The organism is Roseomonas sp. KE2513 (assembly GCF_016107305.1).
Classification (GTDB): domain Bacteria; phylum Pseudomonadota; class Alphaproteobacteria; order Acetobacterales; family Acetobacteraceae; genus Roseomonas.
The window spans coordinates 1-19,408 of the sequence record NZ_RCVR01000007.1 but is presented as its reverse complement, the minus strand read 5'-3'; the positions used below and the strand labels follow the sequence as shown (position 1 = coordinate 19,408).

The 19,408-nt window shown below is 66.2% G+C and carries 17 protein-coding genes; 10 read left to right on the top strand and 7 right to left on the bottom strand.

Annotated elements, in window-relative coordinates; translation table 11 throughout:
- Positions 1 to 482 precede the first annotated feature (482 nt).
- Together D9599_RS08935 and D9599_RS08930 are read left to right on the top strand one after the other, a co-directional pair.
- On the top strand, positions 483 to 1,220 hold the full coding sequence (locus D9599_RS08935) for a hypothetical protein (protein WP_198380889.1): 738 nt from the start codon (positions 483 to 485) through the stop codon (positions 1,218 to 1,220).
- Positions 1,213 to 3,099 (top strand): 7-cyano-7-deazaguanine synthase, encoded by a 1,887-nt coding sequence (locus D9599_RS08930; RefSeq protein WP_198380888.1) that lies wholly within the window; start codon positions 1,213 to 1,215, stop codon positions 3,097 to 3,099. Before D9599_RS08935 ends, D9599_RS08930 begins: the two co-directional genes overlap by 8 nt.
- 64 nt (positions 3,100 to 3,163) lie before the next feature.
- Here D9599_RS08930 and D9599_RS08925 read toward each other — a convergent pair whose 3' ends face one another.
- Positions 3,164 to 3,454, bottom strand: a complete 291-nt coding sequence (locus D9599_RS08925) for a DUF1330 domain-containing protein (protein WP_198380887.1) — start codon at positions 3,452 to 3,454, stop codon at positions 3,164 to 3,166.
- Between the two features lie 125 nt (positions 3,455 to 3,579).
- Here D9599_RS08925 and D9599_RS31265 point away from each other — a divergent pair, with 125 nt between their 5' ends.
- The 6 genes from D9599_RS31265 (at position 3,580) to terL (ending at position 10,338) form a co-directional block, all read left to right on the top strand.
- Positions 3,580 to 4,119, top strand: a complete 540-nt coding sequence (locus D9599_RS31265) for an AlpA family transcriptional regulator (RefSeq protein WP_232480308.1) — start codon at positions 3,580 to 3,582, stop codon at positions 4,117 to 4,119.
- Positions 4,119 to 5,060, top strand: coding sequence for a bifunctional DNA primase/polymerase (locus D9599_RS08915; protein ID WP_198380886.1), 942 nt, complete (start codon positions 4,119 to 4,121; stop codon positions 5,058 to 5,060). The genes D9599_RS31265 and D9599_RS08915 overlap by 1 nt, the downstream gene beginning before the upstream one ends.
- 50 nt (positions 5,061 to 5,110) lie before the next feature.
- On the top strand, positions 5,111 to 6,907 hold the full coding sequence (locus D9599_RS08910) for a hypothetical protein (protein WP_198380885.1): 1,797 nt from the start codon (positions 5,111 to 5,113) through the stop codon (positions 6,905 to 6,907).
- 297 nt (positions 6,908 to 7,204) lie between these two features.
- Positions 7,205 to 8,476, top strand: a complete 1,272-nt coding sequence (locus D9599_RS08905) for a site-specific DNA-methyltransferase (protein ID WP_198380884.1) — start codon at positions 7,205 to 7,207, stop codon at positions 8,474 to 8,476.
- A gap of 1 nt (position 8,477) precedes the next feature.
- Positions 8,478 to 8,888, top strand: coding sequence for a hypothetical protein (locus tag D9599_RS08900; RefSeq protein ID WP_198380883.1), 411 nt, complete (start codon positions 8,478 to 8,480; stop codon positions 8,886 to 8,888).
- Positions 8,878 to 10,338 carry a phage terminase large subunit gene (gene terL / locus D9599_RS08895; protein WP_198380882.1) on the top strand — a complete coding sequence of 487 codons (1,461 nt, stop codon included), beginning with the start codon at positions 8,878 to 8,880 and terminating at the stop codon, positions 10,336 to 10,338. The genes D9599_RS08900 and terL overlap by 11 nt, the downstream gene beginning before the upstream one ends.
- 54 nt (positions 10,339 to 10,392) lie before the next feature.
- Here the strand turns inward: terL and D9599_RS08890 are convergent, their stop codons facing one another.
- Together D9599_RS08890 and D9599_RS08885 are read right to left on the bottom strand one after the other, a co-directional pair.
- A complete protein-coding gene (locus D9599_RS08890) occupies positions 10,393 to 11,025 on the bottom strand; it encodes a protein-L-isoaspartate(D-aspartate) O-methyltransferase (protein WP_198380881.1) in 633 nt (210 codons plus the stop codon).
- Between the two features lie 471 nt (positions 11,026 to 11,496).
- Positions 11,497 to 12,093 carry a helix-turn-helix domain-containing protein gene (locus tag D9599_RS08885; protein ID WP_198380880.1) on the bottom strand — a complete coding sequence of 199 codons (597 nt, stop codon included), beginning with the start codon at positions 12,091 to 12,093 and terminating at the stop codon, positions 11,497 to 11,499.
- A 104-nt stretch (positions 12,094 to 12,197) separates the two neighbouring features.
- Between D9599_RS08885 and D9599_RS08880 the strand changes: the two genes are divergently transcribed.
- Both D9599_RS08880 and D9599_RS08875 read left to right on the top strand, forming a co-directional pair.
- A complete protein-coding gene (locus D9599_RS08880) occupies positions 12,198 to 13,169 on the top strand; it encodes an alpha/beta hydrolase (protein WP_198380879.1) in 972 nt (323 codons plus the stop codon).
- A gap of 26 nt (positions 13,170 to 13,195) precedes the next feature.
- Positions 13,196 to 14,176: a tripartite tricarboxylate transporter substrate binding protein gene (locus D9599_RS08875; RefSeq protein WP_198380878.1), complete on the top strand. Its 981-nt coding sequence runs from the start codon at positions 13,196 to 13,198 to the stop codon at positions 14,174 to 14,176.
- 252 nt (positions 14,177 to 14,428) lie between these two features.
- Here D9599_RS08875 and D9599_RS08870 read toward each other — a convergent pair whose 3' ends face one another.
- The 4 genes from D9599_RS08870 to D9599_RS32430 form a co-directional block, all read right to left on the bottom strand.
- Complete coding sequence (locus tag D9599_RS08870; RefSeq protein WP_198380877.1) at positions 14,429 to 15,421, bottom strand: tripartite tricarboxylate transporter substrate binding protein; 993 nt, start codon at positions 15,419 to 15,421, stop codon at positions 14,429 to 14,431.
- Positions 15,418 to 17,265, bottom strand: a complete 1,848-nt coding sequence (locus D9599_RS08865) for a CocE/NonD family hydrolase (RefSeq protein ID WP_198380876.1) — start codon at positions 17,263 to 17,265, stop codon at positions 15,418 to 15,420. The genes D9599_RS08870 and D9599_RS08865 overlap by 4 nt, the downstream gene beginning before the upstream one ends.
- 574 nt (positions 17,266 to 17,839) lie before the next feature.
- Positions 17,840 to 19,030 (bottom strand): MFS transporter, encoded by a 1,191-nt coding sequence (locus D9599_RS08855; RefSeq protein WP_198380874.1) that lies wholly within the window; start codon positions 19,028 to 19,030, stop codon positions 17,840 to 17,842.
- Positions 19,031 to 19,139: 109 nt separating this feature from the next.
- Entirely contained in the window at positions 19,140 to 19,394 is a 255-nt protein-coding gene (locus tag D9599_RS32430; protein ID WP_375373044.1) for a recombinase family protein, read from the bottom strand.
- Positions 19,395 to 19,408: the final 14 nt, after the last annotated feature.

Here is a 19,408-nt window from a genome sequence, read left to right as displayed (position 1 = left end):
CTCCGAGTTTCGGGAGGGACACGACCGCTCTGTTCGAGCGGGAAGTGTAGCGAACTCTCTCCCGAGCCCCGCCCCTGCTCTGCGTCGCGGGCGAGATCCACGGCGGTGTGGGCACGGAGCCGCACCAGGCCGGCTGCGAGTAGAGCGCAGACCTCGCGCAGGTGCGGGGGGAGGTGGAGGCTAAGCGTGGGCTGAGGCCGGAGCTTGGGGGTTTGGCGATGCATGTTCGCCGATGACGATCGCCTCGCCGGCAGCAAAGGAGTAGCGGAAACAATCCTCTAGCGAAATCCAGTGACCACAAAGGAGCCAGGCAGAACGCTTGCGTAGCCCGGCCAAAAGGCGAGCTTGCTTTCCTATTGCACCAAACCGGACAGCCACCCCAAAGTAGAACACAGAAAGAACATCGATTCGCCTGAGGGGCATCGCCGATGGGCCATCAGAGACTGGGCAAACTCCCGGCGACCCGCCCCTGGCAAGCCGTCGTGGCCCTCATCACCGGCGGTGCGGACGCGGCCGAGCTCGCGGCCGCAGTGGGCAAAGCCGCAGAAGGCAGCCTGCAGCGGGCGGGCGACGACGGCGCACTCCGCCAGGGCTTCTGGCTGCTTACCCAGCTGCCGCTCGCCGCCCGCGAGGCTGACTTCGGCGAGGCTCTGCTCGCCCTCGGCTTGGACACGACAGGCCAACCCTCGCTCATCGAGATCGGCGCGGCGCTCATGGCCGCGGTCGACAGGGGCATCGCCTGCGATCCCAAGGCCACCGACTTTAGCGAGATGGCGGCAACAGCCGCTGTGGAGAGTCTCGTCTCGGTGGCCGGGCGCGACGCCGGCGGTCTCTTCGGCACGACCTATGCCGCCGACGATGCCCGCACTGCCCTCCACGACCTTGCCAAGCCGGCGCGCTTCGCCGTCCTCGCCCGCGACTTCTTCGCCCGAGTGACCCGCGAGTACCTCGCCTACTATCTCAGCCGCGTGCTGCCCGACCACGTCGGTGGTGCCCAGCGCTTCCCGAGCCTCAAGGACCACCACGTCTTCGAGCGCGCGTTGGAGATCCACTGCCGCGAGACGTCGGAGATCGTCGAGGAGAACGCCGCCAGCTGGTTCAGCAAGACGAACTACGAGGGGGGCATCACGCCGGCGAAAGCGGGCGAGTTCGCCCGACGCGCTTTCGCGAAGGTCAGGACCGAGCTGCAGGCTCGGGCAGAGGCCGCCGCGCATGCTTGACCTTCTCATCCATTGTGCCGGGGCAACGGACACCTGGCGCCGCAAGCCTGATCTGACCCTCGACATCGGCGTGCGCGGGCGCCGCACCTCCACGCTCACTGTGACGCTGTCTGAGATCACCCGCCAGATGATGGCGAACGTGCCGGACCGGCTTGCCGACCTGTTCGACATCGCCTGCTACGTGCACGCGGCCGACCGCCGGATTTCCCGTGACGGGCCGGAGATGCAAGGAGAGGGAGCGAAGTGGCGGCGCGGTCTGCACTTCCTCATCGCGGTACGCGATCCGGAGTTCTGGAACACGCCCACCATCAACGTCATGCTCGCCAATACGCTGGGCTTTCTCTCGGGTGACCGGTTCTCCTTCGACTTCGTGCGGGACGAGCATCCCACCCCGCAGCAGGACTACCTCGACCTGCGGGGCAGCGGGCCGCGGGGCGAGTTCAGGCCCGAGGAGATCATCCTCTTCTCCGGCGGGCTCGACTCCCTCGCCGGTGCTGTGGATGCGCTGCTGGTCCGCCGCATCCCCGTGGTGCTCGCCTCGTACCAGTCGGCGAACCTCCTCCACTCCATCCAAACCCGTCTAGCCGCGTCTCTTAGGGAGCGTGCGGGGCAGGACCAGCTCCTCCATGTCGGTCTCGGCCTGAAAGGCGCTGGCGAGATGGCGGAGTCAACGCAGCGCACGCGCTCCTTCCTTTTCGCCTGCTTCGGCATGGTGGTGGCCCACCTCTTCGGTCAAAAAGGGGTGTCCTTCTACGAGAACGGCATCGTCAGCACGAACCTGCCGATCGCCAGCCACGTCCTCGGCACCCGCGCCACGCGGACCACGCACCCGCTGGTGCTCCGCGACTACGCTGCGCTGTTCTCCCGGGTGACTTCCTCCCAGGCCGAGGTTCGGAACCCCTTCTTTTGGGATACCAAGGCGGACATCGTCCGGCGCATCGCCGAGGCGGGCTGCGGCGACCTCATCACACCGAGCTTCAGTTGTGGCTCCACCCGCGAGGCCACGTTCAAGAACGGGAAGCACTGCGGGGTGTGCACCCAGTGCCTGGATCGGCGCTTCGGCATCCTCGCCGCGCGGTGCGGTCACCTCGAGCCGGCCAGCCAGTACGTTGTCGAGCTGTTCCGCGGCGAGCGACGGGCCGGAGTGGAGGCGGTCACGGCCGAGTCCTACGTCTTGGCTGCGCATCGCTATGCTGACTCCTCCGAGGCCGGGTTCCTCGGCGCGCATGGCGAGGTATTCCGTGCGCTGCGCTACCTCGACCTACCGCCCGGCGTGGCGGCCACCCGGCTGCACCAGATGCATGTCCGTCATGGCAAAGCGGTGGTTGCCGCCCTGGAGGCCGAGACCGGCCGCTTGACGCTCAGCGACCACCTGAGCCTGCCCGACCACTCCCTTCTAGCCATGCTGCAGGCCACGCAGGCGCCAGATGTGCAGCTTCGCGACCCGGTGGAGCTTGAACCTGACACGGCCACCCAGGCACAGAGACGCAGCGTCCGCACTGTGCCGCGTCCACTGACCTTCACCATCGACGCGTCGCGTGGTCAGGTACTCTTTGACGGGCAAATTGTCCTCAAGAAGAGGCATGCCGCCATCATCCGTGCGCTGCTGCCGGCCTACCAGGAAGGGCAGCGGGCTGGCCGTGGTGACACTGGACATCCATTTGTCCCCACGCGGAGCCTGGCTACCGCAGTGGGAACGACCGAAGACAGCCTTCGGCACTTCGTTGTGGGATTGCGGAAGACGCTGACAGAACAGTCGCGCACAGCCTTCGGCGTGCCCTTCCAACTCGACGACGTCATCGATAGCAGGAAGTTCCAGGGCTATCGGCTGAACCCGCATCTGCGGCTCGGGACGGCGCTGAGCGAACAGGTCGCCTGAAACTGGCTCCGCCCGCGTCGGTCAGGTCACAAGGTGCCGCAGCCTGGCCGGTTTGCGACTGCCCTCAAACCCCTTCGACGATGCGGATGTCGCGCTCAGCGCCGCCGGCGAGGGCAGCCAGCGCCTCCTGATAGGCTGCACTGTCATGCGCCGCTTGCGCCTGCTCCACGCTGTCGAACTCGATGACGACGGTACGCTGTGAGAGCCCTGCCTCATAGGTGTGGGAAGGCGTCCCACGCACGAGGATGCGTCCGCCTGCAGCAGCGATGGCTGGGCCGCTGAGCTTGGCGTAGGCAGCCAGGGCATCCGGGTTGCTGACTGAGCGGTACGTGGCAACCCAGTAGGCTTTGGCCATTCTCGTCATTCCCTTCGCTTTGCTTCGACACTTAACCGCATGCCCTAGGCCGGGCGGGGTGCTCAAGCGGAAACAGCGCCTCGCTGCTTCACCACCCTCAAAGAGCCACTCTTGAGTGGATCGGGATGCGCCGACAGCGCATCAAGCCAGGCTTTGAAAGAGCTCGCAGCCACCCCTTCACAACCTTCTCGCCGGCCTCACAACTTTCTTCTCTACCCATTGTTTTGCATACCTTTTTTATGGCCATTCCTCACAACCTTGAGGGCCGCCGCCATATCACTTCGGGGCCGCAGATCGGAGATTCACCGCGAAAGGACGGGGCTGACCGCGCAGGCACAGGGCCATGGCGGCACGACCTCGACGCGGTTCGCATGCCCAACAACAGCACCGGTGACCAAGCGCGCGGCACACCCCATCGCTGCGCTCCTCTCCGCCATCTGCACCAGAACGAGGTCGCCCATCGTTGGGGCATCTCACCCCGAACGCTCGAGCGTTGGCGCTGGCTCGGACAGGGGCCGATCTACCTCAAGCTCGGCGGCGCCGTCGTCTACCGCATGGAGGACATCGAGGCCTTTGAGGCGCAGCAGGTCCGAGCGGCCCGCGCTGCCCTTGGTCATCCTGAGCTCACCCCGGAAGAACGCTTCGCCCGTGGGATGCCGCGTTGATGAGTACGGCATACAGCGCCACCCCCTACTGCGATCCGCTGCGCCTGCTGGATCAAGGCTGGCACATCTTCCCGCTGAAGCCGGGCGCAAAGCTGCCAGCAGTGAATGGCTGGAACGCGCTGGCGATGGTGCCCCCTTCACCAGATCAGGTTGAGCGTTGGCTTCGCCGTTGGCCCGTCACCGGCTGGGGTGTCGCTTGCGGCTTCTGCGCGATCGGCGTCGACAACGACTGTGACACGCCGGACGCGTCCGCACTCTTCGAGGCCGTGCGGCTCACCACTCTTGGGGAAACGCCGGCCGTGCGGATCGGTAAGCCCGGCCGGAGTGTGACGCTCTATCGGCCGGTCGGCCCCATCCGGTACGTGAACCTCCCGAGCGTCGGCGGAGAGGTCTACGCGCTGAACGCCGGCTACGAGACCGGTCGGCAGATCGCCGCGTTCGGCCCGCACGTGAAGGCTCCTTCCGGCCGGTATGTCTGGCCGGTGGAGAATTTGCACTCTCTCCGGCCGCGGGACCTTCCCCCCGTGGCGGCGGAGGACGTGGGGCGTTTCGTCCGTACCCTGAACCTCGCCTTTGTGAGTGCCGGATTGGCGCGACCTGAGGCGCTGCGGGAGGGCCAGCCTGGCGCCTATGATCGGACGGCCGCAAGGGCGGTTTGGCGGGCTGGCCAGACCGGCGGCGCGCCCGGTGCGTTGGCCGAGGCCCGCAAGCTTCTCGAGGCCGCTGCCGCGGCGCAGGCAGTCGGGCAGAAAGTGGCGCGCCATCCATTGGCGCTTGCTGTCGTGATCGAGGCGGTGAACGCCGGCAACGATCCTGAGGACGTGGCGGAGGCGCTGGGCGATCGCTGGCGGGGGCTGCTCGAGCATGCCGAGCAACGCACCCGCGGCGGCGAGATGTTGTCCCTTGCCCGGTGGGCTGCCCGGAAAGGCCAGAAGGGATGAGCGCGTCCTATGCTCCCGCGGTGGAGGCCGAGCTCTCACGCTTGGCGAGCTTGGCATGGGACGCCTTTCGAGATGAGGTGGAGGATGCCGCCGAGAGGCTCGACCTTCCCCTACATGCCCTGCACGCCGCGGTGGCCGAGCGCCGCGGTGCAGCACAGGCAGCCGCCGAGAAACCGAAGCCAAACGGGAGCACCCATGCTGGCTCGGAGGAAAAGAAGGCTTCCGCGGAAGATGCAAAGGGGCAGCCAGAGCCGACGAAGCCACCACCGAAATTCGGAAGGAACGGGCGCCCCATCATCCCGAGCGCGGCCGGCGAGCTGAACCGTATGACGAGTATGGCGGAAAGCGCGATCATCCGAGCAGGCGCTCCGATCTTCCAGCGAGCACATGAGCTGGTCCGGCCGGTGACGCGGGAGGTGCCTGCCTCCCACGGCCGTACGACCCTAGCCGCCGGCGTGGCAGCCGTGACGTCACCCGCCATTCGGGACGTGCTATGCGACGTGGCCGAGTTTTGTCGCTACGACAAGCGGGCAAGCAAGTGGCTCGTCATCGATCCGCCCGGTGACGTCGCGGCAATCCTGCTGTCTCGGGAAGGACGGTGGCGGCTGCCGGTGATCGCGGGCGTCACCACGACCCCGACGTTGCGGCCTGACGGGAGCCTGCTGATTGAGCCGGGCTACGACCCCGCGACGCGGCTCTACCATGCTGCCGACCCGACCCTCCGCCTCACGCCTGCCGCGAAAAATGACAAACCGTCTCGGTCAGACGCCGAAGTCGCGCTGCAGCTGATGAAGGACCTTTTGGCCGAGTTTCCCTTCGTACCTGGAGGAGGAGAGGGGGAACCAAAGAAGGGCACCTCCTTGTCCGTAGCACTGTCCGGCTGCATCACGCCCGTGGTTCGGGGGGCTATGAGCATCGCGCCCATGCACGCCTTCCGCGCCAGCACGGCAGGGACGGGAAAAAGCTATATGGTGGACGTGGCCAGTGCCATTGCCACCGGTCGTCTCTGCCCAGTCACCTCGGTCGCGCCGGAAGAGGCTGAAACGGAGAAGCGCCTCACCGGACTGCTGCTGTCCGGCTTTCCCGTCGTCAGCCTGGACAACGTCAACGGGGAGCTGGGCGGGGATCTGCTCGCTCAGGCGACAGAGCGAACGATGCTGCGGCTCCGCCCCCTCGGCACATCGCGGATCGTCGAGATTGAGAACCGGGCGGTAATCTTCGCCACAGGTAACAACCTGCGAGTGCGCGGCGATATGGTTCGCCGAGTAATGGTGTGCGACCTGGACGCCGGGGTTGAGCGGCCAGAGCTGCGAGTGTTCAAAGGCGATCCGGTTGCGACAGTGCTGTCTGCCCGGGGAGCCTATGTCTCCGCCGCCCTGGTGATTGTTCGGGCCTATCTTGCGGCCGGTACGCCTGGCCTACTCGCCCCCGTACAGTCCTACGCGGACTGGTCTCGGCTCGTCCGCTCTGCTCTCGTGTGGCTCGGTTGTGCGGACCCGGTTGGCAGCATGGATGCCGCCCGTGCTGACGATCCCGAGTTGGACCAGTTAGGAGAGTTGCTGCGCCTGTGGTCGGCTGCCTTCGGGAACGAGGCCCTGACCGTCAAAGACGCGGCCCTTGCGGCAGGAACGAGAGAAGAAAGCCAGATGGGTGAGCCAACCGAGCTGCGGCACCCCGAGCTAAACGACGCCTTCCTACGGATCGCCGGCGATCGTGGCGTGGTCAGCACCTTGCGACTGGGAAACTTCCTTCGAGATCGGCAGGGGCGGATCGTCAACAAGCTGCGGTTTGTCCGGCGAGGTGGTGCTGGAGGCGGTGTTGTCCGCTGGTCGGTTGAGGCCCGCTGACGCCGCAAGGGGGTGGGTCTGGTGGGTCTAGTGGGTCTCTCCCAACGCACGCGCGGAAATTGGCAAGTTTCGAGTTCGCACTGATGAGAGTTTGGTGCTGCTCGCTGCAACAGTCCCACCAAACCCACGACCCCCACCCTCCCATCCATGGTCAGAACCTGGCCTGCTAAAGCACGGAATGCTCGGCTCAGTTCGAACTCCGCATAAGACGCAAACAAAGGAAGCGTAGCGCAATCCTGTCGTATCGCTTTGGCCGTACCTCATCGCGTAATCTGCTGCGTGCTCGGCAGAGGCGCCATGACGGAACTCCCCCGCCCGACTTTCCCATCCTACAATCGCGCTCGCGTCTCCGAGCTGATCCCCTACGCTCGCAACGCGCGCACCCACTCGCCCGCGCAGGTGGCGCAGATCGCCGCGTCCATCCGCGAGTATGGCTGGACGAACCCGATCCTGGTTGACGGCGAGCGCGGCGTGATCGCCGGCCACGGCAGGCTCTTGGCAGCGCGCCAGCTCGGCATGACTGAGGTGCCCACACTGGAACTGGCGCACCTCACCCCTGCCCAACGCCGCGCCTACGTGCTCGCCGACAACCGCCTGGCGCTCTCGGCCGGGTGGGACGAGGACCTTCTGCGGGTGGAGCTGGCAGAGTTGGGTGCCGAGGGGTTCGACCTGGCGCTCACCGGCTTTGACGAGCTGGAGATCGCGTCGTTCCTCGCCGAGCCCACCTCGGGACTGACCCACCCCGACGCCATTCCCTCCCCGCCCGAGGTGCCAGTGTCGCGCCTGGGTGACGTCTGGCTGCTGGGCCGCCACCGCCTGGTCTGCGGCGACTGCACCGACCCTGCTGCCGTGGAGGCCGTCCTCGCCGGCGTGCGCCCGCACCTGATGGTCACCGATCCGCCCTACGGCGTGGCCTACGACCCCTCCTGGCGCAACGAGGCTCTGGAGGGCAGCAAGACCGCGCGCACGGGCAAGGTACTCAACGACGACCGGGCGGACTGGACCCAGGCCTGGGCGCTCTTCATGGGCGACGTGGCCTATGTCTGGCACGGCGCCCTGCACGCCGGCACCGTCGCCGAGAGCCTGATCGAGTGCGGGTTCGACATCCGCGCTCAGGTGATCTGGGCCAAGGAGCGCCTGGTTCTGGGGCGAGGCCACTACCACTGGCAGCACGAGCCCTGCTGGTACGCGGTTCGCAACGGCGCGAAGGGTCATTGGTCGGGAGACCGGAAGCAGACGACCCTCTGGTCCATCCCCTCGCGGGACCAGGACGCCGACACCGTCCACGGCACCCAGAAGCCGGTCGAGTGCATGCGGCGTCCGATCGAAAACAACTCCTCCCTTGGGCAGGCGGTCTACGAGCCCTTCTCCGGCTCCGGCACGACCCTGATTGCGGCCGAGATGAGCGGGCGCGCCTGCCACGCGGTCGAGCTCTCACCCGCCTACGTCGATGTGGCCGTACTCCGTTGGCAGGCCTTCACCGGCCAAAAGGCAAGCCTGGAGGGCAGCGGGGCGACCTTTGCTGAGGTCAGGACGCAGCGCAGCGCCACCGCGCCGGAGGGTGCCTGATATGCCCCAAGGCGCCCCCTACGTCCCCACCGAGGAGCAGCGCCGGACGGTGCGGGTGATGGCCGGCTTCGGCATCCCCCAGCCCGACATCGCCACCCTGCTGGAGATCGATCCCAAGACCTTGCGCGTGCACTTCCGCCGGGAGCTCGACCGCGGCTCTGTCGAGGCGACGGTGAAGGTCGCGCAGACCCTCTACCAGATGGCGACCTCGGGTCAGAACACCGCCGCCTCGATCTTCTGGATGAAGGCCAGAGCTGGCTGGCGCGAGAAGCACGAGGTGGTGCTGTCGGCCAAGCCGGCGGGCGAGATGAGTGACGCCGAGCTCGAGGAGGAGATCGCCCGCGCCCGTGCCGCCCGCCTCGTGCTCGACCGGGAGGCGCCGAGGGGCGAGGGCTCAGGCGATGGAAAGTGACCCGGCTTGGGAGCTGGGCCAGCGCCGCGCCATTCGCCGTGACTTCGGTCTCTGGTGCGAGCACGCCCTCGCTCCCCAAGGCTTCGCGCCAGCTGCCCACCACCGTCTGTTGATCCGCGAGCTGCAGGCCGTGGCCGACGGCGTGCACGACCGGCTCATGGTGTTCATGCCCCCGGGCTCGGCCAAGTCCACCTACGCCTCCGACCTGTTCCCGGCCTGGTTCCTGGCGCAGGGCCGCGACCGCCGTGTGATCGCCACCTCCAACACGGCCGACTTGGCGGGTGCCTTCTCCCGCAGGGTGCGAGGCAGGATCCGCGCCCATGGCCTGACGCTCGGCTACGGGCTGGACCGCGAGGCCGAGGATCTCTGGACCACCACGAATGGCGGTGAGTACCGGGCGGCCGGCATCGGGGGCGTGATCACCGGCCTCCGCGCCGACCTCGCCCTGATCGATGACCCCGTGAAGTCCAGGGAGGAGGCCGACAGTGAGGCGCGGCGCAACCGGGTGTGGGAGTGGTATCAGGACGACCTCCGCACCCGCCTCAGGCCCGGCGCTGCCATCGTGGTGGTCCAGACCCGGTGGAACGAGGACGACCTCTCCGGCCGGCTGCTGGAGACGCAGCGGGACAGGTGGCGCGTCGTATCCCTGGCGGCGGAAGCCGAGGCGGACGACCCGCTGGGCCGTTCTCCCGGCGAGATGCTGTGGGCTGATGACGCCTACGGCTATGCCGCCTCGCTGACCCGGGTGAAGGCGGAGGCGAGCACCCGCAGCTGGAGCGCGCTGTACCAGCAGCGTCCGGTGCCGGATACGGGCGACTACTTCCTCGCCGAGTGGCTGCACCCGGCCGACAGCTTGCCTGAACGGGCAACGCTGCGGGTCTATGGCGGCTCGGACTATGCGGTCACCTCGGGCGGGGGTGACTGGACCGTGCACGTGGTGGTTGGCATGGACCCACAGGGGCGGCTCTGGCTGCTGGACCTCTGGCGCGGTCAGTCAGCCTCAGACGCCTGGATCGAGGCCTTCTGTGACCTCGTGCGGCGCTGGCGGCCGATCGGCTGGGCGGAGGAGACAGGGCAGATCAGGGCGGGTGTGGGTCCCTTCCTCGAGCGCCGCATGCGAGAGCGGCAGGCCTATGTGGCCCGGCACGCCTTCCCCACCCGTGGCGACAAGGCCGTCCGGGCGCAGTCCATCCGCGGCCGCATGGCGCTGGACGGGCTGCACCTGCCGCGGGCGGCACCCTGGCGCCAGACCTTCGAGGCGGAGCTGCTGACGTTCCCGGCGGGCCGGCACGACGACCAAGTGGACGCGCTCGGCCTTGTGGGGCAGCTGCTGGACAGGATGATCAAGGGCAGCGCGCCGAAGCTCAAGCTGGATGCGCAGGAGGACCGCTACGCCAAGCTCTTCGCTAACGATGACGACGAGGGCGCCACGTCCTGGAAGACGGTCTGACGGCCAAAAGCCAGCCACGACCCAACAGCGACCTTCGTGCCCGGATAGCTTCTTTCAAATGACCGCCTCAAGGCTGCTGAAGCTAAGAGGGATAACCCCGCGGGCGTGTGTCTCCCCATGTGCATCCTTGTCGACAACCGTGAGCCACTGACCGTTCACAGGGCCGACGGGCAGAACCATCCTGCCTCCTGGCTTGAGCTGGTCCAATAGGGCCGGAGGCACCCGCTCTGGCGCAGCCGTCAGCATGATCCTGTCGTAGGGCCCGTGCTCGATCCACCCACGCGAGCCATCTCCCACGCGGAAGCCGACATTGCTGTAGCCGAGCTTGCCAAGGAGTTCCTCGGCTTGGCTCGAAAACTCCTCTACGATCTCGACCGTCCAGACCTTGCTTGCGAGCTCCGCCAAAATCGCCGTCTGGTACCCGAGCCCAGTGCCGATCTCGAGCACGATGTCCGTGTGGCCGGGACCGAGGAGGTCAGTCATCAGGGCACAAATGAACGGCTGTGAAATTGTCTTGTCAAAGCCGATTGGTAAGGGGCTGTCCTGGTAGGCGAGCGTTGCGAGCGGCTGAGGCACAAACAAGTGCCTGGGTACCCGCTGCATCGCAGCCAAGACCCTCTCATCAAGCGACGGCTTGCCGATCTCGTCCTCGAGAACGTTGGCGTGGACCGAGATCAGCTCGACCATGTGCCGACGCAGTACAGATAGGTGCTTGTCTGTCAGCGGCTTCATTGCGGCGCAAACCCTGACCCCGAGGAGGTTTCCCCGCCTCCATTGCCTCTCGCCAGCTCAATCTGGGCATCTGACAAGTTACCGACAACCGATGCGGGGCGCCGGGGACCGGAAATCACGACCTTCGGCCCGGTCATTCCGCACTCACCGTAAGGACCCGAAGTGTCGCGTGACGTTCTGGAGCTATGACCAGGCCCTGCGGCATGCTGCAGGATTGCGGCGACTGTCCGGGCGGCCTGCTCCACTGGAGGGCAAGCGCAGACGGACTGCCAGATCACTCGTGTTCAACACCGACCAACGACCGTTGATGGGTGGTGAACACCTCCTCCCGCCCGAGACACGCTGCCGGTGATCAGCACAGTCACCTCGGTCCTGGACCTCCATGCTGTTCTCGAACAGTCTTGCCTAACGGCGCTGGCGCTTCCCTCATCTACGCGAGTTAACCCAGAGCACCACTGAGCGCAGCTCCGCCGTGTTAGCAAAGCCGTGCGGCGTGCTGCTGGCGAAGCGGAAGGCGTCGCCTTGGGCTAAGCTGTGGGTCTCTGTCGCGATGGTCAGCCGAATGCTGCCCTCCAACACCAGTCCCGCCTCCTCTCCCTCATGGCTGTAGAGGTCCTTGCCCGTGCTGGATCCGGGTTCGAGCGTCATGAGGAAAAGCTGAAGTTCCCCTGGTGCAGCTGGGGCGAGCGGCCGTTTGGTGATGCCGCTTGGGTGGAAGGTGACCGACGCAGTATCGGCCGCACGGCGGATGGGTGACGCCCCCTCGCCCGCCTCAACAGGGCTAACGAGCGAGAGGAAGTCCACGCCCAGTAACTCCGCGATGCGCACGAGATCCCGGACTGGCAACGACGAGAGGCCGCGCTCCACTTGGCTGAGATACCCGACCGACTTGCCGAGGCTCAGCGCTACCTCGGTCAGCGGCATGCGTCGTGCCTCGCGCAGCAGCCTCAGCCGGCGCCCGATAGTGCCGTCGATGGTATCGGCGTGGCGCGGCTCTGTGGAACGGACAGGATGACGGGCCAAGCAGCCTCCAGAGTTTTCATCAGCGTGAAACAGACTTGCACCTCTGTGAACATGGCGCCTAGTCTTGCCGAGATGAGAACAGCCCTTTCCCGTCCGGGCGCCACGTGAGCGACCTGCACCCCTCCATCGACCCCGGCGTGGTGGCCTATGTTGAGAAGGCGCGTCGGGATGCCGGCCGGATGGCAGGGATCGTGGACCTCTCGCCCGACCAGAGGCGCCTGCGCGCGGAGATCCTCGCCCGCGTCACGGCCGAGCGCCACCCGGATTGGCTCTCCACCCACACCACCTACGTCACCCTCCCCGGACGCGAGATCCCCGTCCGCGTCTACGTCCCCGCGGGGGATGGGCCACGCCCCGCCATCCTCTACCTGCACGGCGGAAGCTGGATCGCCGGCAGCCCGGAATCCCACGACTTCATCACAGCGAGCCTTGCGGCCAACACGGGCGCCGTCGTCCTCAGCGTCCACTACCGCCGCGCGCCGGAGAACCCCTACCCGGCCGCGACCGAGGACGCCTACGCCGCGCTCTGCTGGGCGGCGGAGAGGGCCGAAGCACTCGGGATTGACCCGGATCGGATCGCCATCGCGGGCGACAGCGCAGGGGGCAACCTCGCTGCGGCCTGCGCCCTGATGGCGCGGGACAGGGGCGGCCCGGCCATTCGGCACCAGACCCTCCTCTACCCCACGCTGGATGACGACCTGGAGACCGAGAGCTACCGTGCGAGCACGGACCCCATTCTCACCCGCGCGGCGATGAGGGAGGCATTGGAGGCCTTCCTGCCGGAGGGCGCGGGGCCGCAGGACGGCTATGCCCTGCCCATGCGCGCACCGAGTCTCGCCGGGTTGCCGCCCGCCTACCTCAGCATCGCGGCGCTTGATCCCCTTCGCGATGACGGGCTTCGCTATGCAGCGCGCCTAGAGAGGGCGGGCGTTCCCACTGTCACCCGCGTCGGGCCGGGGCTGATCCACGGCTATGTCCGCATGCGCCGCTTCAGCGCAGTGGCCGAGACGGAATTCCAGGCCGTCTGCGCCGAGATCCGGGTCGCCCTCAATCTGCCCAGCGGCCCGGTTTGGTGACCGCCGCACCGAAGGACCTTGCCCTTATGCTCCTGAGCCGCCGTCAGACTCTACTCGGATCGCTTGCCCTTGGCACCGTCGCGGGCACGAGCCCGGCCTGGGCCGCCTTCCCGGACCGACCCATTCGCATTGTCGTGCCCTTCGCCCCTGGCGGCAGCTACGACACGACGGGACGTCTGTTGGCCGAAGGCGCGGCTCCCCTGCTTGGCCAGCCCGTTGTGGTCGACAACCGCCCCGGCGCGGGCGGTGTCGTGGGTGCCGCCTCCGTCGCTCGCGCCCCGGCCGATGGTTACACCCTGCTGCTCGGTGGACTAACGGCGCAGATCCTGGTGCAGGGGGCCAATGCCAGCCTGCCCTTCGATCCCATGAGCGATTTCGTCCCCGTCGCTCTGGTGGCCAAGGTGCCGCTGATCCTGGTCGCGGCGAAGAATATGAACGTCCGCAGCGTCGCCGAGCTGGTACAAGCGGTGAAGGCGAAGCCCGGCACCTACGACTTCAGCTCGGCCGGCACCGGCACCTCCGGCCACATCGCCGCCCAGCACTTCGCCAACGTCACCGGCCTCGAGGTGACGCATGTTCCCTATCGCGGTAGCGCAGCGGGACTGGCGGACCTTCTCGCCGGCCGGATTGCCTTCCTCGTCGACACGCCCTCGGTCATCGGCGAGCACATCCGTTCCGGCGCGATCAGCGGTCTGGCCGTCATGTCCGACGCGCGGATCCCCACCCTACCCGAGGTGCCCACGATGAAGGAGGCGGGCTTCGCCAGCGTGAACAACCTCGAACCATGGCAGGCGATCGTCGCGCCGCGCGGCACACCGACCGAGGTAGTGGCCCGGCTGAACGCCGCCGTGAACGACGTCACGGCACGGCCAGAGGTCCGTGCGCGCTTCGCGGCCATCGACCTGACGCCTATGTCAGGATCGCCGGACCAAGTGGCCCGGTTCTTCAGCGAGGAGAACGAGCGCTGGGTCCCCATCGTGAGAGCCATGGACATGCGTGCTGGCTAGGCTGCATGGCGCGAAAAGCAACCCGCGCCACCGACGCGAGCCTGCTCGAATGGCTGCCACAACTCCTGCTATCAGCGCAGTCGAATTACGGCGGTCAAAGGGATTTTTCAGCCGGACCAGCCAGATGCCGGGGCAGCCAAGGCCCGGTCCACCGAGCTGATTCCAGTATGGCTCGGATGCCTAATGTGGCATCCGATGCCCGACCGCAGCGCCGCTGCAACGGCTCGACAAGCAGGCTGCTAGGCTATTTCCTCACTCCACTCGTAAGTTCTTGGTGCGGATGAAGCCACCCCAGACGTCCCCATCCCGTGCCACACGGCCGCGGATGTCCTCCGCCGAGCCCGGGATCGGGACGATGTTGGAAGCGACCATGTTCCGAGTGACCGCCGGGTCTGCCAAAGCCTCGCGCACGGCTGAATTGAGCAACATTACGACCGGCTCCGCCATGCCAGCCGGGCCGACCAGCGCAAGCCAGCCTGGCATAACCGGGGCGTTTACCCCCGCTTCGGTCAGCGTGGGCAGGTCCGGCAAATCAGGTGAGCGGGCCGCAGCGACCGCGGCGAGTGGAACAAGCGATCGGTCACGAATCTGCGGCAGGGCGTTACCGAGCACACTGATCATCGCGTCTACTTCGCCGGTCATAACGGCCGTCAGTGCCTGAGTAGTGCCGGCATAAGGAACATGAGTAAGTTGAATGCCCGTGCGATCGGCGAGCATTTCAGTCGCGAGATGGGTAGAGTTACCGATCCCGGCGCTGGAGAAGGTGAGCCTTCCTGACTGCGTCTTGGCGCGCGTCACAAAATCAGCGAGCGAGGTGATACCGCTTTTCGGGCTGACGACCAGGACGAAAGGAGTGTCCGAGACGGGCGCAATGTAGGTGAAATCTCGCGCCGGGTCGTAAGGCAGGTTACTGTAGAGATACGGATTGAACGTGAGCAGGGAGACCCCAACCAGCGCGATGGTATGTCCATCCGGCCGCTGCTGCTTGATGTAAGTCGTCGCGATTACGCCGTTGGCGCCCGCCCGGTTTTCCACCACTACGGGCTGGCCGAGTTTGCGGGCCATCGGCTCTGCCATAAGCCGCGCCACGACATCGGTGTTGGAGCCGGCAGCCTGAGAGACGATGAGGCGGATAGGCTGTGTAGGGAACATGCCTTGCGCCCGCGCCCGGCGTGCGGAGAGCGCTGTGCCTGAGGTTAAGACAGCAGCAGTCAGGGTGCGGCGCCCGATTGAGCTCATCGTCATGAAGTTGCTCCTTCAAGGGTGGATCGGGGAAAGGCGCACATTGGCAGATCGAGCGCCGAGGCGTGATCACCTCCATACAGGACGGTAAGGATCGGCGGACGCCCGTGAGGCACCTGGACGCAGTGGTCGGCATCGGCTCCCGCGATCGAGAAACGGATGCGACTACCCGCTCTGAACACCCAAGAAGTCGGCAGCAGCGCGATGCGGAGGCGCTCGGCGTGACCGGGTACCAGCGGGGAGGCATCGGCGCGCGCGAAGCTCCGGGAGGGCCAAGTCGTTCGATAACGTTCCGGCGCGGGACTCTCCTTGCGGTGCAGAGCACGAAGCAATCCCTCGGTGACGTATCGCACGGTTCCGTCGGCCTCGACCTCGGAGAGGTAGGCAAAGATTGATGTGTCGGGCTCGCTGCACTGGATCCAGAGATCGGCGACACCGTGGCCGGTCAACTCCGTGTCGGCTTCCATCGGCGCAGAGGTCCATGATGGCAGCTGCGTCGCCCGCCCACCCCAGTCAGCGTAGTAAGTGGTGGTGTCGACGGCAGCCAGCCTCTCGTAGCGCGTGTGGTCACCGCTGCCAAAGGTGAAGTCCACTTGGAACGTGTCGCGGCCCGTGGCGCCGCTCTCGGCTTCCAGAGCGGCTGGGGCAAGGTGCAGTCGCCGGATCCGATCGACGGGCGGCCAAGTTCCAGCTTCCTGCCAACACTCGGCATGAATGGAAAAATAATGGACCCTGGCTTCCTTCTCGTACCCTGTCGGACGGCGCATGAGGTAGTGGTCGAAAAAGCGCAGCAACTCGCCCAGCAGCGGAAACTGGGATCCCGGCTGGTCCCGCCAGGGGGAGACGTTGCTGCGTGCCCCATGATCCCAGGGGCCGAGCAGGAGATGAACTGGGTTTTCTGAAAGTGTCAGGTAACGCGTGATTGCCGCATTGCTGAAGCCTACACCGTCCATCCAGCCAGACGTGGCAAGCACCGCGACATCCTCTCGGATGTGGTCGCGATAGGCATAGGGACTGAACGAGGCCGAGCTGAAGTTAGCGTCGTAGGGCAACGGCTCCTCACGAAAGCGGAATTCAGTAATGAAGTCGGGCATGTGGAAGCTGCCGAGGTGCTCCTGAATGGCTTGAGCCAGCAGCACGCCGCCCTGGTCCTCGTCTACTGGGGCGGGCCCTTGAAGATCCGGATTAGCGTAGTACGCGATGTTCTTCAGCAGATCGCGCCTGTCATGATCCATAGCGATCATGAGATCGTCATAGGACCGGGACAGGCGGTTCAGGAACACGCCACCAGGATAATAGTGGTCCTGCCAAGTGTCCCACATCGCGAAGAGCGGCGCGATCGCCTTCACGGCCGGGTGCCCAGTGCTGGCTAGGAAATCTGAAGCCGCACCTGGATAGGAGATCCCAGTCGCACCGATCTGTCCGTTGCACCAGGGCTGCGCCACAACCCAGTTCGCGATCTCACGGCTGTCGTCCCGCTCCCGAGGCGAGCGGAAGCTGTCGCGTGTGCCGAAGCTCGCACCAGTGCCACGCACGTCAACGACCACCACGGCATAGCCGCGTGGAACCAGGAAGCGGACAAACTTGCCGGCATTTGGGATCGCGTCCGCTTGGCTGCTATCCGCGACCGCGAACCGCCGATAATAAGGTGTGAGGATGAGAATGGCCGGTACCGGCCCTGTCGAGCCCTCAGGCAGCCAAGCGTCCACTGCGATCCGGCAGCCGTCGGGCATTGTCAGATAGCGAGACAGCGGGCGGTCCGGCATGGACTGGTCGGCAGACCGGCCGGCGAGGTACGCACCTGGCGTCACGCGCCAAGCGGTGCTGTCGAGATCGGTGTCGCCCATGCCGTCCACATCCTAGCTGCTCAAGAGAGTGTTTCCCATGAAGCGGATGGTGCATAGGCGCCTAATGAGCGTGCGGCGCCAAATCTGATGTAACGGCCGCAGCGCACGTCAAGTCTGAACTTGAGGGAATTGGGAGCAGGAGCCTGCACTGGGATCGTATCGGCATGGAGTGGCTGTGCACCGTATCTGAAGAGGCCTACGCCGCTAAATAGGGCACGTCGGTCACACGGAAGCTCTCCATAATTCCAGCAACCGTCGTATGGGTCCACACAGCCCCTCCTCGCGGCGCTGGCACCCTCCTTTGCATCAGGGCCCGCGCTATTTTGGCGTTGGTCGTGATCCCTTTTCCCGGAGCGCCTCTAATTCCAAGGTGAGACGGTGTGCGGTGCGGTTAGCCTCCTCCTGGCGCACGTGGGCCGCAGCTGCGGCGCAGGGGGGCGACGGTTGCAGCCATCCCCTATCTCCGCCTAGCACCGTCTCCCGATCCCGTGCCGCCGCCAGCACCGCTCGCGTACGCGCGGAAATCAGTTCCCGCTCCTTCTGTGCCATGGCCGCATAGACCCGCATTATCAGGTCATCCGCCCCGGGCGTTGCCACGCCTCAAGACAATCACGCTAGCCAGAGCAAAGGTCGCGAGCTGCACGGCCATGACAATGAAAGCAAGATCATAGTTGCCCGTCGAACTCACAAGCATCGTGAATACAAGCGGCCCGCAGATCGAACCGATGAACCCGAAAAGGCCGGCCGCGGATGTCACGTCGCTCACCAGAGGCAGAGGTGCCACCCGGGCTAGCTCCGCCATGTGCACGCCATTCCAGCCAATCGCCGTGACCCCCACCAGCGCCGCGCACCCGTAGAGAGTCCAGGATCCATGGCCACCAACCAAGATCAGCAGCCCAACCGCCGCAGTGGAGGCAACGGCCTGCAAGGCAAGGTGTCGGAGAGCGTGGCCTACCTGGTCCGCTAACCAACCCAGGGCGATGCGTCCCACCATGCTGGCAACCTGCATCACTGCAACCACCCGCCCAGCCTCGGCCAGCGAGGCACCGTAGCGAGTGATGACGTAGGTGGCAGTGAACGCTGTGAGACAGGACTGCAGAATTGAGAAGGAAGCGCCGAACGCAGTTAGAAGGGGCAAGGACGGATGTGCCCGAAGAACGGCGACAGAGCGCGCCAGTGCGGCGAGGGAGAGTAATGCTCGCCCCCAGTTCTGCCGCCCAGCGGCCCTATCTTCGTCCAGTCGACGCCGGAACGGCTGCACTGAGAACATCGTCAGCAGCGCAATGCCGATGACAACCCAGAGCGCGCCTGATAATCCCAGCGCCAGCACCAGCGGTGCCAGTAGGAGCCCCGCCAGTGCGCCGCCGAGAGGCACCCCTGCCTGCTTGACCGAGAAAATCAGGGCGCGGTGCCTGGGAGGAGCTGTGCGAACCAGGATCTGGCTCCCCGCAGGCGTATTGTGTCCCGTCCCGAAGCCGATGGCCAGCGCGCCAAGCAGACCGATCAGGCCGAGTGGCTGTGAGAGGATGAAGAGACCCAGAGCCATGCAGGCCAAGCCGATCTGAAGGGTGCGGACCGGCCCGTGGTGGCTCAGCATTGGCCCGCCGCAAGCCAGACACCAGCAGATGCCGGCAGAGGTCATCGCCGAGACGAGGCCAATGTTTTCGGGTGCAAGCCCAGCACGAGCCATCAGCGGCGGGCCTAACAGGGGAACAGCAAGGGAGGAAAAGGAACTGACCGTCTGGACGATCGAGGTCGCGACCAAGGCGCTACCCCACAATGGTAACTTCAAGGCTTGCTTCCAACCCCTTACCGGCCCGATCTTTGGCGATGCCGGGCCTCCCCGTGATTATGCAGGGGGAGGCCTCGCCCGCCTAGGTGACAACCCGCTGCAGAACTCGCGTCACCGTCGTATGCGTCCAGCTGTGCCCTCCTCGAGGCGTCGGCACGCCTTTCTCGGTCAAAGCCTGAGCAACGGCATGGCGGGTTGTGACGCCCGCCGCGCGTAGGGCCTCAAACTCCAGTATCAGCCGATACGCTGCGCGGGTGGCCTCCTCCTGGCGCGCTTCTGTGGCTGCTGTCGAGCAGGGTGGCGATGGCGGCCTCCACCCACGATCCCCACCCAGCACCGCCCCCCTTGCCC